The sequence below is a fragment of the Proteus sp. fly-1067 genome (assembly GCF_040139345.1).
GTDB classification, from domain to species: Bacteria; Pseudomonadota; Gammaproteobacteria; order Enterobacterales; family Enterobacteriaceae; genus Proteus; species Proteus vulgaris_B.
Map to the genome: position 1 here is coordinate 120,417 of NZ_JBEEUL010000002.1, position 15,117 is coordinate 135,533.

Here is a 15,117-nt window from a genome sequence, read left to right on the forward strand (position 1 = left end):
CTCTCCCTTTAATCTAATCGACGTCGTGTTGCTAATGCTGTTAAGCCAATAAAAAATAGGGCAGAAACGATCAGCAACCACATATCTAATATTAATATCAATGGAATATCACCTGCTAAAAATAGCGTTTGTAAGCTACTGACAAAATAACGTGCGGGAATGAAATAAGTCACTACCTGAATAAAAAATGGCATGCTATCAATTTCAAACACAAAACCGGACAGCATAATCGCAGGTAAAAAAGCTGCATTTAGGGCAATCATGGCGGCATTAAATTGATTGCGAGTCAGTGTTGAAATGAGTAATCCCATTCCTAAGGCAGTGGCTAAAAAGAGCGAGGTGATCCCCCCTAAAATCCAAAGTGATCCTCGATAAGGTACTCCTAGCAAAAAGACGGTTACCACCATGCACAGTACCATGACAAAACTACCTAAAACTTGGTAAGGAATAAGTTTTGAAAGCAAGAGCTCGGTACGTGTGATTTGGGTTGAAAGTAGAGCTTCCATTGTGCCACGTTCCCATTCACGAGCTATGACTAACGAAGTGAGAATTGCACCCACAACGGTAATAATAATAGTAACGGCACCCGGAATAATATAGTGCTGACTAATTGCCGCTGGGTTAAACCAATAGCGCGGTTCTATTTCAATTAGTGGTGTAGTATCAATACCCTTGCTGATGGCTTGTTGTTGTAGCCAGATTTGCCAAACCCCTTTGGTATAGGCTTGTACAAAGTTTGCAGTGTTAGGTTCACTGCCATCGGTGATCACCTGAATGGGCGCATGAGTATCTTGTCGGGTCAGTAACTCAGCAAAGTTCACAGGAATAACCACAATGCCCCGAATTTGTCCCGCTTGCATCTTATCAATCAATAATTGGCGATTATCGCTAATAGTTGCGTTGATATATGGTGAATTGGTAAAAGTGTAAACGAGTTCTTGTGCAGGTTGGCTTTGTTGATTAGTCAAAATACCAATATTTAACTTACTTGAATCCAAGTTAATACCGTAGCCAAAAATAAACAACAGAGTGAGAGGGATCACAAAAGCGATAAGGGCACTACTGGGATCACGGGTGATCTGTTTTGTTTCTTTTAAACATAATGCGAACAGACGTCGCCAAGAAAAATGGGCATGAGAGGATTGAGCTGAATTACGCATGTTTTTCGCTCCCTTTATCATTTTCACGTTCAAGTTTTTTATCGTAATCCAACACTAAACCTATAAAAGCATCTTCCATTGAAGGCGTCGGATTATCGTCGTTAGCAACCATTTTTTTGAGAGAATCTGGCTCTCCTGCAGCAATAATTTTTCCGCGATAAACCAAACCAATACGATCACAATATTCTGCTTCGTCCATAAAGTGAGTGGTCACCATTACGGTTACTCCCTTATCAACCATGCCATTAATATGTAACCAAAATTCTCTTCGCGTTAATGGGTCAACGCCTGATGTGGGTTCATCTAAAAAAAGAATATCAGGCTCGTGCATTAATGAGCATGCAAGGGCAAGGCGCTGCTTATAACCTAAAGGCAAGGTTTCAGTGATTTGATTCACCATCGGCTGTAAGCTAAAGGCAGTTATCATATCGTTGATTTTATTGCGTTGTTGTTTACCGTGTAATCCATAAACACCAGAGAAGAATTTCAAGTTCTGTCCCACTTTAAGATTGCCATAAAGTGAGAATTTTTGTGCCATATAACCTAAATGCTGACGAGCTTTACCTGAGCTCTCTTTTAAGTCCATACCTAATACCAGCGCTTTACCGCTGGTGGGAACTAATAAACCACACATCATTTTAAAGGTTGTCGATTTACCTGCACCATTAGGCCCCAATAACCCAAAAATTTCACCTCGTTTAACTTGAAAATCAACGTGATCGGTTGCTGCAAATTGACCAAACATTTTAGTTAGTTGCTGTGCTTCAATAACGGTTTCATTGGGAGCTGGAGGAATTTGAGGCATAATTTCAGCTAATTCAGATTTATGAGAAGGGCCACCTCCTAATAAATCAATAAAGGCATCCTCAAAGCGTGGTGTAGCTGGAATAAGTTTAGCATCAGGTTTACCCAAGGCATTGAGTAATTCGGATTGATTACTTTGTTTTTTCAATATCAAACGAACAGATTGTCCTTGAATAACTCCATCTGTCACTTGAGGTTGAATGATAGCTTGTTGTAATATTTTTCTTCGCTGATGGCCTTCAACATCAAGCAAAAAAGAACGACCTGCCATTTTCGCTGTTAAATCTTGTGGTATACCACTATAAAGTAACTCTCCTTTATTAAGTAAGAGAATGTTTTTACATTGCTCTGCTTCATCAAGATAAGAGGTACTCCACAGTATCAACATACCATCGCTGGCTAAGGCATGTACCATTTGCCAAAGCTCACGGCGTGCAATGGGATCAACGCCGACGCCAGGCTCATCAAGTAGCAAGACTTTAGGGCTACCTAATAAAGTACAAGCCAGTCCCAGTTTTTGTTTCATACCCCCTGAAAGATTACCTGCAAGGCGAGAGGTAAAACGTGTGAGATCGGTAAAAGAGAGCAACTGTTGGTAAACTTTTTTGCGCTCTTCACCGATGACATTTTTTAAATCAGCATAAAGATTAAGGTTTTCTAATACCGTTAAATCTTCATAGAGACCAAATTTTTGAGGCATATAGCCAAGAATAGCTCGGACATCTACACTTTGTTTTTGTGGCTCCATTCCTAAAATACGAATATCACCAGCATCTGGTTTTAATAGCCCTGCAAGCATACGAATTAATGTGGTTTTACCTGCACCATCTGGGCCGACTAAGCCTGTGACAGAGCCACCCGTTATGGTGGCTGTTAATGCAGAAACCGCTGGGCTTTCTAGTCCGGTAAAGCGTTTTTCAACGCCTTGTAGCTCGATAGTGTAATCAGTGTGTTCCATTTCGCCTCCCACTTAATGAGTGGGTGCAAATTTTAAAGTCACGGGCATTCCTTGACGTAATGCATCGTCAGCATCCGTCACAACAATGCGGAGTCGATAAACTAAATCAGTTCTTAATTCCGGTGTTTCGACACTCTTTGGCGTAAATTCTGCTGTCGGTGAAACAAAACCAATCGTACCATGATAAGGCTTATCTTTACGTCCATCAGTGTAGAGATAGACTTCTCGATTAGGGATTGCTTCACTTAAGTAGGTTTCACTAATATACGCTCTAACCCAAACAGGGTTAGTTAAAGACACCGTAAATACGGGATTACCAGCAGACAAAATAGTGCCAGGCTCAACGGCCCTTGTTAATATTGTACCTTGTGAAGGTGAGACTAACTGTGTGTCTTGAAGGTTTAACTCTGCTTGAGCAACGGCGGCTTTTGCCTGCATAACTTGCCCTTTAGCCGCATCAATATCTTCTTTTCGATAACCATTTTGATATTGATTTAATTTATCTTGGGCTGCTTTTAAGGCTGCAGCTGCTTGATTGCGATTATTTCTTGCGCTATCTAAATCATTGGCTGAAATTACTTTTCGGTTAGCCAAATCTTGCTGGCGTTTATAAAAGTTGTCGGCATATTGCCAAGCGGCTTGTTTTAATGACACGTCAGATTGGGCTTGTGCAATTTCTTCACTGCGATAACCAGCTTCCATTAATGCTAATGCAGCAATAGCGCTATCACGCTCACCATAAGCTTTATTTAGTGCATTACGATAGGGGGCATCATCAAGCTTTCCTAACAATTGCCCTTGTTTGACGGGGGCACCTTCATCAACGAGTAGGGAATCTAATTTCCCTGCAACACGAAAACTCAGGTTAACAGTACGTATATCGACATTACCATAGAGTACTAATTCAGACTCTTTGTTTTCTTCGTAATAATAGATACCTGCAATAATACCGATAATAATCATTAAGATGATAAAGAAACTGATTTTTTTAGTTTTCATAATAACTCTATTTATGCATGATGTGGGTGAGTGTAAATTTCTCTTAATCCATTGAGTAATAAAGTAATATGTGTTTTTAAAGTATTAGAGATAATTTGATACTCATTCTTACCAATTCTATCCCATCCTGTTTGTCTTAGAATGGTTTCTCTCACTAAGCGAAATGATAGCACTTCTCCTAAAATAGCGTGAGTGTGTAGCATTGTCGTCGGAAGAGTGGGATCTAAACCAATATAGATAGCTAATAATTTATTCACACGCGTTAAAAGTGGTGATAACGCTTGCTGGTGGATAAGGGAATACGCTTCGGTAGGAACAAGCTGTTCTCTTGCCATGATACGACTAAGATGAATATTGGCTTTATCAAGTACCAGTTGAGCATATTGTAAAAAGCTATCTATGATCAGCGTTTGTAGCAATGGTAGATGCTCTGTGGGATTGGGCCGCTCAAGAAATTCGTCAAGGATGGTAACAGTAGGTTCAAAATCAAGACGGATAAGATCAGCAATATGTTGCGCAACGGCGAGATACAATCCTTCTTTAGAACCAAAATAATAAGCGATAGCGGCAATATTTTGTTGAGCAGCTTGTGCAATTTGGCGTGTGGTGGCGGCATCAGGGCCATTTTTACCAAAGATCTCACATGCCGCTTCCAATAATTGTCGTTTTGCTAGTTCACCACGAGTCGTCTTCTGATGGGTTTCTGACATAATAGAAGATACCTTACTTAAGTAAAATGTAACAAAACCAATGATATTAAAAACAGCGATAACAAGGAGTATTATATTAGATGATATTGAACAATAGGGAAATTTTGTAATAAATAATCCAATAAAGGTATTTTGTAATAAAAAACGCTATCTATTATTGAAAATTATTTTTGTATTCTGAATACAGCAAAAACTGTTAAAATAGGGGTTATTAGGTTAATCTAGCAAGGTTCATTCTCTTTCATCACTGTCTTACTAACTAAATGATAGTACCTATAGAGTAATAATACCTATAGATTGACAGCATGAAAGCCCGTCATTTTTAATTTCAATCACCGTGTTATACGTTCTGGTTGTAGGAGACTACTGTTTTGACCGATTTTACATCGCTTGGTTTAAGTGAGGCGCTTCTCCGCGCTATTGATGAACAAGGGTATAAAACCCCAACCCCTATTCAACAGCAGGCGATTGAGCCGATTTTGGCGGGTAAAGACGTATTAGCCAGTGCGCAAACAGGGACAGGAAAAACGGCGGCTTTTACATTGCCGATCTTGGAAAAGTTAGCTCAATCAGCAGAAAAAACTAAAGGTCGTCAACCAGTTAAAGCACTAATTTTAACACCAACCCGTGAACTCGCCGCGCAAATTGCTGAGAATGTGAAAGCTTATAGTCGCTATTTACCAATCCGTTCACTGGTCGTTTTTGGTGGTGTGAGTATTAACCCACAAATGATGAAATTGCGCGGTGGCGTTGATGTATTGATAGCAACACCTGGACGCTTACTCGACCTTGAACATCAAAATGCAGTCGATCTTTCTCGTGTTGAAGTCTTAGTGCTTGATGAAGCTGATCGTATGTTAGATATGGGCTTTATTCATGATATTCGCCGTGTGATCAATAAATTACCTAAAAAACGTCAAAATTTATTGTTCTCTGCGACATTCTCTAAAGAGATCACAGGACTTGCCAACTCGTTGTTAAACAATCCTGTGAGTATTTCCGTTGCACCAAAAAATTCAGCAGCTGAATCTGTAGATCAATATGTCCATTTAGTGGATAAAAAACGCAAAACAGAGTTGTTATCACATTTAATTGGCTTAGAAAACTGGTCACAAGTGCTTATTTTTACGCGTACTAAGCACGGTGCTAATAAGCTTGCTGAACATTTAAATGCTGATGGTATCAAATCAGCCGCTATTCATGGTAATAAAAGCCAAGGTGCAAGAACTCGTGCTTTAGCTGACTTTAAAGATGGTAAATTAAAAGCACTGGTGGCAACTGATATTGCAGCTCGTGGCCTTGATATTGACCAACTGCCTTATGTTGTCAATTTTGAACTACCACAAGTGGCAGAAGATTATGTTCACCGTATTGGTAGAACCGGTCGAGCAGCTGCAACAGGTAAAGCTATTTCATTGGTTTGTGTTGATGAACATGGATTATTAGCTGATATCGAGCGTCTATTAAAACGTGAAATTCCGCGTTTAGCGTTAGATGGTTACGATCCTGATCCTTCGATTAAAGCGGCTCCATTGCATAAAAAGCCAAAAAATAATGCTCCACGTAGAAATGGCGGTGGTCATGGACGTGCAGATATTCGTGGCAAAGATAATCGTAACAACGCTCGTAAAGAGAATGATAGTGAAGGCAGTAAAGAAGGCGGTCGTAATAAAAGCAAAGAAAATTACCGTAATAAAGATGGCTCACGTACTGGTAAATTAGGGCCTCGTCGTTCACGTAAAAGTGATGAAGGTAGTGCTAATCAAAGCCCTTGGTCAAAAGCTAGAAAAGAGTTTTGAGGTTAAAAAGTGCGAGTTCTATTAGCGCCAATGGAGGGGGTTTTAGACCCCCTTGTGAGAGAATTACTTACTTCGATTAACGATTACGATCTCTGTATTACAGAATTTGTGCGTGTTGTTGATTCATTATTACCAACAAAAGCCTTTTATCGCTTATGTCCTGAATTACATACAGAAAGTCGCACAAAAAGTGGCACGCTTGTACGGGTGCAATTACTAGGTCAACACCCTCAATGGTTGGCTGAAAATGCGTTTAGAGCCGTATCGTTAGGCTCTTGGGGCGTTGATTTAAACTGTGGTTGCCCTTCAAAAACGGTTAATGGTAGTGGTGGAGGAGCTTCACTTTTAAAACAGCCTGAAACTATTTATCAAGCAACTAAAGAGATGCGTAATGCAGTACCTTTAGAATTACCCGTATCAGTAAAAGTCAGACTTGGTTGGGATTCTTCTACATATAGCCATGAAATTGCTGATGCCGTAGCACAGGGTGGCGCAACAGAAATCACAGTACATGGCAGAACAAAAGAAGATGGTTATAATGCTGAAAAAATCAATTGGCAGGCCATTGGTGATATTCGTCAAAGACTCTCAATACCTGTAATTGCCAATGGTGAAATTTGGAACCGCGAAGATGCATTGGCCTGTTTAGCCACAACAGGTTGTGATGCGATAATGATTGGTCGTGGTGCAATGAATACGCCTAACTTAAGTCGTGTTGTAAAAGGTATAGAAACAAGGATGCCTTGGTCTGAGGTTATTGAATTATTAAAGCGCTATATTCGCTTAGAAAAGCGCGGTGATACGACAATTTATCATGCATCACGGATTAAACAGTGGTTTAGTTATTTACGCAAAGAGTATCCAGAAGCTGATGAATTATTTAGACAAATTAGAACATTAAAAACGTCGCCAGAAATTGCAGTGGCAATAGAGGCTCTGTAGTTTAAAAATAATCTTATCCAATAAAAAATAGCGCTAATTAATCAGCGCTATTTTTTTATTTATTGAGAAATAATCCATCCATTTATCCTAAATATTATGTAATTTATTTCTAATAATTGGAAAAAATTACTTTTTCGACTTACACTCAATAGGTGACTTTTTTAGGTATGTTGTTTATATCATGACTATTTTAGGGGGAAATATGGGAATTCTTGCTTGGATTATCTTTGGTTTAATCGCAGGTATTTTGGCGAAATTCTTAATGCCAGGCTCTTATGATATTGGTCTGATATGGACTTGTATTCTTGGTATTGTAGGTGCGGTTGTCGGTGGTGCAATTAGTAGCTTCTTTGGCAAAGGTAAAGTGGATGGCTTTAATTTTGGTAGCTTTGTTGTCGCTGTGATTGGTGCCATTGTTGTGCTCTACCTTGCAAAAATATTTGCAAGTTAATGCCTTCACATCAAATAGATATTGATAATAAACCCGCGTAATGCGGGTTTACTTTTTAAAGCGTGGACTGATTAAATCAGCATTCACAGGGAAGGGCACTTTCAGCACCCCATTGCGCCCAAGAGCCGTCATAAAGTGCGATAGATTGGCAACCTAATACAGTTAATGCTAAAAATAAAATTGCCGCAGTCATACCAGAGCCACAGGTAACAATAATGGGTTGTGATAAATCAACACCAGCCTGTTCAAATATTTGTTTTAATTCAGTTTTATCTTTTAATTTTCCATCTATAACTAATTCATTCCAAGGCACATTTTTACTACCGGGGATATGTCCACTGCGCAAGCCTGGGCGGGGTTCTGGTGCTCTACCATAAAAGCGATCAGCAGAACGCGCATCAACCATCTGTTTTTGCTTTGTCGCTAGATTATCAATAAGTTGTTGTTTATTGGCATAACGTTGGGAGTGACGTTCAACTACAAATGGGGATTGCCCAGGTGTCTTGATAGCTTCACCTTGTTCTATAGGAAATCCAGAATCAATCCATGCTTGTAGACCGCCAGCAAGAATGCGCACATTACGGCAACCTAGAGTGGTTAATGTCCACCAACCTCTAGGTGCAGAAAATAAGTTACCTTGATCGTAAAGAATAACAGTTGTGGTATTAGAGATACCTAATTGCGTCAGCGTTTCTGAAAATAGTGCATCAGATGGCAACATATGTGGCAATGTTGTTGTTTTATCTGCGACTTCATCGAGATTAAAAAAATGCGCATGTGGAATATGACGTTCAAGGTAAAGCGCTTGATAATCAATCTGTTGGGTTGGCATTGGTGCGCTGACATCAAGGATCACAACATCAGCATTATGTTGATGTTCAAATAGCCATTTGGGTGTAACAAAGTAATCGTATTCCACGGTGCGACCTCATTTATTTAGCAGAAGGTGAGCTGTCTGGGATAGCTGGAAATTGCTGTGTAGGTGATGTTTCAGGTTGCGTTTGCTCTGTTTCTATTGGTGTGGTGGAGCGTGTATAGATATTTAAGCCCGCAAGGAAAACACCACCGATAGAACCGAAAGCAAGTAGTGCGATAATAACAATAATTATTTTTTTCATAATGTTCATTTGCAGATGAATGTTGCGCAAAAGTATATCTAGATATGAAGTTGAAACAAGTGCTAAGTCAGTTTAATCGACAAATGAGAGTGGCTAAAAAAGAGATGAATAGATAAATAAAAAGGCTATTTATTTTTTATAAATAGCCTGAGTAAAGTTAGCGTTGACGTTAATTATTTCAATCAAAGGTTACAGTCAATGATAAGAAAAAAACCCTTAAACTCAGGAGTAAATGAGTTTAAGGGCAAGGGGTAACGCAACTTAATTAGGAATATAAAAACCAGAATGTCATTGCTAAGTTCACAATAGCTGCGACAGCCATAGGAATGGCAGTACGTTTAACTATTTGGAAAGGTGAGACATTCGCAATACCAGCAATGGCAACAATGGCGGCTGTAATGGGTGAAACAGTACGACCAAAGCTTGTCATTATTTGCATTGGTAAAATTAAAGTAATGACATCGACTTTTAAGAAAGCGGCAATTTTTGGTGTTAAGGCTGCAAATGAGAAGAATGCCGCATTACCTGATCCCATTAAAAAGGCCGCTAATGCAAGAATGGCACTCATTACAATGATCATCGCGGCAATGCCGAAGCCAGCATCTTGAGCAGAGCTAATTAGCGTATCGACGGCACCACTTTTAAGTAGACCATTAGCAAAGAACTCACCAGACACAATTAACGAGACCACTAAGACAAATTGCTTACCCATTCCTTCAAAGAACAGCATAAAGCTATTCATCACCGCTTTTGCATCACGTAAGCGAACATATTCGAAAAGAAGTGCAATTACGGTACTAATAATCATTGCCGTGGTGACTTCTAATTTAATGTAAGGGTGTAGCAAAGGACTGAAACCGATAATCAGAATTAAAGGGATCACAGGTAATAGAGCATAAGACAGTGGAATTTTATTGCCTTCTTCTTTTACAACATCAATGGTTGTTGGGTCAAAAACAAAACCTTCACGTTTATCCCACCAGCGTTGAATAAAGAAGTGAGTAATAGCAACAGCAATAATAATAGGAATAGTAACGGGTAATTGGTGCTGAACAAAATAGACGGCAGGTTCGATATCCGCTGTTTTTGCAGCCATAATCACATTACCAGAGCCAGGACCATGGTCGATAAACTGGCAGCATCCAATAACGGCTAAAGCAGAAAGTGGACTAATACCAGAACGAATTAATATCGGATACATAGTGACCATTAACAGCATACCTAAACCAGCATGGCTAGGAATAAAAATAACCAAGATTTGAGTGACTAGAAATGAAATCACTAACAATAAGTAAGGTGATTTTATGGCTTTTAATGGCTTTTCAAAAATTGCGAATAAAGCACGACTTGCGCCAACGTGTTCCATATAACGAGAAAAGCCCGCAATAGCCATTAACGTTAAACCAAGACCAGCAAGACGAGAACTCATAATATCCGTGAAAATTTGGAAGACATCAAAATACTTAAATTGAGTTGTCTTATTTTCAGGTAATAACGGATTAAGATCGAGAGAAGCCGTTAGGAGCAGTAACAACAAGCCCCCGAGTAATAATACTGGCTGAGGTTTATAACCCCGTGCCAGTAAATAAACCACCAACGCTGTTACCAGCGCGGCAATGATTAAACCTGTCATAGTGAATTCCCCGGTAATGATGCAATATTTTTTGTTATTGGTTTAATGCTGAAAAAGCTTGTGTAATATCTGCAATAAGATCATCTGTTGCTTCAAGGCCGATGTGTAAACGTACAAAAGGGCCATGACCTTCACGCCAATTAGAGGCTGTTCTTGCGCCAACGACATTGGCGGGTAATGCAAGGCTTTCAAACCCACCCCAAGATGCACCAATACCAAATAGTTCAAGCGCATCAATAAATTGCTCTGATTGTTTTGTGGTAAATTCTTGTTTAAATTCAATAGTTAATAGGCCATTACTGCCTTTGCAGTCACGTTTCCACAAATCATGACGAGGGTGATTTGGTAATTCAGGGAACCATACTTTTTCAACTTCAGGACGTGTCTCTAACCACTGTGCGATAGCCAAAGCTGATTTACCATGAGCAGCAATACGTTGACCTAATGTTCTCATTCCGCGAAGTACGAGTGCTGCATCATCAGGGCTACTGGCTTGACCTAATGCTTCAGGTAATGCACCAATTTTTTCCCATGCTTTTTCATTCGCAACCATAATGCCCATCATGACATCAGAGTGACCGCACAAATATTTAGTTGCCGCAATAACAGAGACATCAGCACCTAATTCAAGCGGGTTATAAAGCCATGCAGAACCCCATGTATTATCAACACCGACAGGAATATTTCTTTCATGAGCAATACGGCAGATTTCAGGTAAATCAAGCATTTCATAAAGGAGTGAACCTGGTGATTCGACAAAAATAAGCTGTGTATTTTGTTGAATTTTTTGCTCAAAATCTGAACCATCTGTTTTAAAGAAGCTATAAGCAATGTTATTGGGTTCAAGGAAAGCAGATGCGATTTTACGCACAGGTTCATAAACAGAATCTGCAAATAAAACATGTCCACCACTACGCGCATATCCCATGATGGTCACTGCGATAGCCGCCAATCCAGTCGGGAATAACTGTGCACGATGACCGCCTTCTAACTCGGTCACTAATGCTTCTAATGCAAAAGCGGTTTCGGTACCACGTGCGCCATAGCTCAATACACGTTCTGTTGCACGACGATCACGCACATCACGCCAGCTTTTTATTGAGTCAAAAACAATAGTACTGGCTCTCATAACGGGTGGATTAATAGGGCCAGAAGTTTTAATTTCTTGACGTCCACTGTGTATCAATTTTGTTTGTTTATTTTGTTTCATTATTAATATCTCCAAATATAGAAATAGAGTTCCCCGGTAATTAAATAAAATGATTAATTACTGATTGTGCTTATTTTGTTTCTATTATTTATAACAAACTTATTTATTTTTAAAATAGCTATTTTCTAAAAATGATGATCTTCCTCTAACTTTTTAGCATTAATTATTCTAATTAAATCTTAAATGTTATTTAAGAATCAAAAGTTATAACTAATAAATAAAGGGTTATTTGTAACGCGTTGAATCAATGTTATTTTTTAATTGATAAGAAATATTTGAAATTAGATTAAAATTATCAAAGTGTTTTTTTTGAGATTATATTGCATAAATAAAATAACAATCTAACAAGTCGTTTGATTAAAAAAACGATTTTTTTATTATTTTTTTAACAGGGGAAATAATTATGGGAACCAGCGTTTTTGATTCGGTTTTATTAAAGAATTTATGGTCAACAGAAGAGATGAGAACTATTTTTTCTGATAAAACAAGAATGCAAAATTGGCTTGATTATGAAGCAGCATTAGCTATTGAACAAGCCGAATTAGATTTGATCCCGAAAGAGGCGGCAAAAGTTATTGCAGATACCGCGAAACTTGAAAAGCTCGATATGGATTATGTATTAGAACAAGTGCGTCTTACTCGCCATCCATTAGTGCCAACAATTCGTGGTTTAGAGCATGCTTGCCCAGAACATTATGGGGAATATGTTCATTTTGGCCCAACAACACAAGATGTCATTGATACTGGCCTTGTATTGCAACTAAAAGATGCTCATCATACTTTTTTACGTGATATCAAAGTATTAGGTCGTGCATTGCTTTCATTAAGTGAACAACATCGCAACACGCCAATGGTTGGACGTACGTTAGCATTACAAGCTCTGCCAATTACATTTGGGCATAAAACAGCGATCTGGCTAACTGAATTAGCGCGTCATTATCAACGACTTAAAGAGATAGAACCTCGCTTATTTGTTGGCAGTGTTGTCGGTGCGGTAGGTACAAAAGCTTCTTTAAGCGATAAAGCTGATGAATTAGAAGCTCGTGTATTAAAACGCTTAGGCTTAGGTGTACCTGAAATTTCATGGCAACCTGCGCGCGATAGATTCAGTGAATATGGCATGTTAATCGGTTTAATTAGCGGTACGCTAGGTAAAATTGCTAATGAAATCCTACTATTAGCGCATAACGAAATTGATGAGTTATCTGAGCCATTTAGTAAAGGTCAAGTGGGCTCTTCGACTATGCCACATAAACGTAATCCTGCTATTGTGGAAAATGCGGCCTGTGTGAGTAATACCCTAAAAGCAAATCTATCTGTATTAACGGATATGATGAAACATCAGCATGAGCGCGATGGTGCGATTTGGAAAATGGAATGGAAAATCATGCCAGAAATGTGCCTGATGCTGTCTGTTATCTTCGATAATATGAAAACAGTATTAGGTGGATTAAATGTGCATGTAGAAAAAATGCGTGAAAATATGGACATTTTGGGTGGCTTTATGTTGGCAGAGCGAGTGATGTTTGCATTATCTGATAAAGCGGGTAAACAAACTGCACATGAAATTGTGTATGAAGCATCAATGTCAGGGCAAGAAGAAGGTATCACTTTTGTTGAAGCGATTAATCGTGATACCCGTATTCGTGATCACATTACTCAAGAAGAGCTTGATGCACTTTTAGATCCAACAACTTATGTAGGAAATGCACCGACCCAAGTTGATCGTGTTGTTGCGCAAACTAAAGCGTCTGGTTGGTTAAATGACTAAGTGACTTGATTGAACTCAACCTTCTTATTATCTAAAAGCCGGTGATATTACTGGCTTTTTCTTATCTATTTCGAGGTGTTTATGACATTAAGTCAGCAGTTAGCCCAATTTATTACGACAACCACTTTCTCTGATTTACCAGCTCAAGTTATTAGCCGAGCTAAAATTCATTTATTAGATACATTAGGTGTTGCACTTGCGGGGAGTGTACAACAAAGTGCGATTCAAAGTCGTCAGGGCATCACTTTTTTACCTGATAGCCAAGGCACTATTCCAATTTGGGGCAGTTCACTCACAACAAGTACAACTGTAGCTGCACTTACAAATGGTATTGCATCACATGCATTAGATTTTGATGATACACATACCGATTCTATTACACATGGTAGCGCGGTATTAACGCCGATTGCTTTTGCATTGGGTGAGTCAATCGGTGCGTCATCACAAGATATTTTAACGGCCTGGGTGATTGGCTGGGAAGTTGCGGCTAGAGTCGGCTTAGCAAGCCATAGTGGATTTCATCAACGAGGCTTTCATGCCACTGCGATTGCAGGTATTTTTGGCGCAACAGCTTGTGCGGCCTCGTTATTAAAATTAACACCAGAACAGACTGTGAATGCATTAGGGCTCACAGGAAGCCAAGCAGGAGGAGTGGCTGAATATCTTACCAATAGTTCTTCTTCTAAATGCTTTCATGCGGGATGGGCTGCGCAATCAGGTATTATTGCCGCATCATTGGCGAAAGGTGGAATGACTGGCCCTGAAACGATATTCGAAGGTCGCTATAGCCTCTATCAAACCCATGGTATTCGAGAGCAAGCACACCCCGAACAAGTGGCATTGGGATTAGGTGATGTATGGGAATTTTTAAATGTTTCGATTAAACCTTATCCGGTGTGCCATTTTGCTCATGCGACTGTGGATTGTGGGCGTAATTTGCTGAAAAAAGGGATCACGGCTGATGATATTGAAAGTGTGGAATGCGTGGTTGATCCTGTCGCAGCTGCCTTGATTTGTGAGCCTCCTGAAACAAAATGGGCACCTCAAACAGCCTACGGAGCTAAATTTAGTTTGCCATGGTTATTTGCTGCAGGTTTTTTAGATAACGCTTTAACGCTCTCTTCATTATTACCTGAAAACCTACAACGGGAAGATATCCAATCATTAGCAAAGCGTGTAAGTTATCGTTATCCCGAAAAAGGAGAGATCCCATTTCCTACCTATTTCCCCGGATTAATTTTCGTGACATTAAAAAATGGCGAGAAGATCACAGAGAGATTAGATATTCAATATGGCAATCCACAAAATCCAATGACAGATAAAGATGTGATCAGTAAGTTTTACGATAATGCATCTTTGGCGATAGAAGCAGAACAAGCAGCACAATTAGTTGAAAAAATACTGCATTTCGACAATGCCACCATTTCAGAAATAACACAATTATTACGTATTAAAGAAATAGAAGGTTAGGCAGAAATAAAATAGACAAGATGATTGTGTAACAGCTTGATGTGAAAGGGCAGTGTAAAAGATGAGTGTAAAGGATTGGTTTGAGCTACCAA

Annotated in this window: 13 protein-coding genes; 5 read left to right on the top strand and 8 right to left on the bottom strand. The window is 39.3% G+C overall.

Annotated features, from left to right (window positions below; genetic code table 11):
* Positions 1-8 precede the first annotated feature (8 nt).
* Genes ABN217_RS05180 through ABN217_RS05195 form a run of 4 tightly spaced genes read right to left on the bottom strand, consistent with a single transcriptional unit; the run spans position 9 to position 4,631 of the window.
* Positions 9-1,160, bottom strand: a complete 1,152-nt coding sequence (locus ABN217_RS05180; protein WP_072070553.1) for an ABC transporter permease — start codon at positions 1,158-1,160, stop codon at positions 9-11.
* On the bottom strand, positions 1,153-2,922 hold the full coding sequence (locus ABN217_RS05185; RefSeq protein WP_197269405.1) for an ATP-binding cassette domain-containing protein: 1,770 nt from the start codon (positions 2,920-2,922) through the stop codon (positions 1,153-1,155). Before ABN217_RS05185 ends, ABN217_RS05180 begins: the two co-directional genes overlap by 8 nt.
* 12 nt (positions 2,923-2,934) lie before the next feature.
* Entirely contained in the window at positions 2,935-3,921 is a 987-nt protein-coding gene (hlyD, locus tag ABN217_RS05190) for a secretion protein HlyD (protein WP_340895697.1), read from the bottom strand.
* 11 nt (positions 3,922-3,932) lie between these two features.
* Positions 3,933-4,631 carry a CerR family C-terminal domain-containing protein gene (locus ABN217_RS05195; RefSeq protein ID WP_072070550.1) on the bottom strand — a complete coding sequence of 233 codons (699 nt, stop codon included), beginning with the start codon at positions 4,629-4,631 and terminating at the stop codon, positions 3,933-3,935.
* A gap of 371 nt (positions 4,632-5,002) precedes the next feature.
* Here ABN217_RS05195 and rhlE point away from each other — a divergent pair, with 371 nt between their 5' ends.
* The 3 genes from rhlE (at position 5,003) to ABN217_RS05210 (ending at position 7,823) form a co-directional block, all read left to right on the top strand.
* Positions 5,003-6,430, top strand: coding sequence for an ATP-dependent RNA helicase RhlE (rhlE, locus tag ABN217_RS05200; protein ID WP_196553389.1), 1,428 nt, complete (start codon positions 5,003-5,005; stop codon positions 6,428-6,430).
* Positions 6,431-6,439: 9 nt separating this feature from the next.
* Positions 6,440-7,372, top strand: coding sequence for a tRNA dihydrouridine(16) synthase DusC (dusC, locus tag ABN217_RS05205; protein WP_196553388.1), 933 nt, complete (start codon positions 6,440-6,442; stop codon positions 7,370-7,372).
* A gap of 202 nt (positions 7,373-7,574) precedes the next feature.
* The gene (locus tag ABN217_RS05210; protein ID WP_036938310.1) at positions 7,575-7,823 is read left to right on the top strand and encodes a GlsB/YeaQ/YmgE family stress response membrane protein; all 249 of its coding nucleotides are present in this window, start codon (positions 7,575-7,577) and stop codon (positions 7,821-7,823) included.
* A gap of 76 nt (positions 7,824-7,899) precedes the next feature.
* On the opposite strand, the gene sseA is transcribed toward ABN217_RS05210, so the two are convergent.
* The 4 genes from sseA to metC form a co-directional block, all read right to left on the bottom strand.
* Complete coding sequence (sseA, locus tag ABN217_RS05215; protein WP_197269403.1) at positions 7,900-8,742, bottom strand: 3-mercaptopyruvate sulfurtransferase; 843 nt, start codon at positions 8,740-8,742, stop codon at positions 7,900-7,902.
* 13 nt (positions 8,743-8,755) lie between these two features.
* Entirely contained in the window at positions 8,756-8,941 is a 186-nt protein-coding gene (locus tag ABN217_RS05220) for a YohO family small membrane protein (RefSeq protein WP_036912140.1), read from the bottom strand.
* A 265-nt stretch (positions 8,942-9,206) separates the two neighbouring features.
* Positions 9,207-10,574, bottom strand: coding sequence for a C4-dicarboxylate transporter DcuC (dcuC, locus tag ABN217_RS05225; RefSeq protein WP_072070545.1), 1,368 nt, complete (start codon positions 10,572-10,574; stop codon positions 9,207-9,209).
* Positions 10,575-10,608: 34 nt separating this feature from the next.
* Positions 10,609-11,784 (bottom strand): cystathionine beta-lyase, encoded by a 1,176-nt coding sequence (gene metC / locus ABN217_RS05230; protein WP_196553386.1) that lies wholly within the window; start codon positions 11,782-11,784, stop codon positions 10,609-10,611.
* 403 nt (positions 11,785-12,187) lie between these two features.
* On the opposite strand from metC, the gene purB reads away from it, so the two are divergent.
* Both purB and ABN217_RS05240 read left to right on the top strand, forming a co-directional pair.
* A complete protein-coding gene (purB, locus tag ABN217_RS05235) occupies positions 12,188-13,555 on the top strand; it encodes an adenylosuccinate lyase (protein ID WP_196553385.1) in 1,368 nt (455 codons plus the stop codon).
* Positions 13,556-13,636: 81 nt separating this feature from the next.
* Positions 13,637-15,025, top strand: a complete 1,389-nt coding sequence (locus ABN217_RS05240) for an MmgE/PrpD family protein (protein WP_197269402.1) — start codon at positions 13,637-13,639, stop codon at positions 15,023-15,025.
* Positions 15,026-15,117 lie beyond the last annotated feature (92 nt).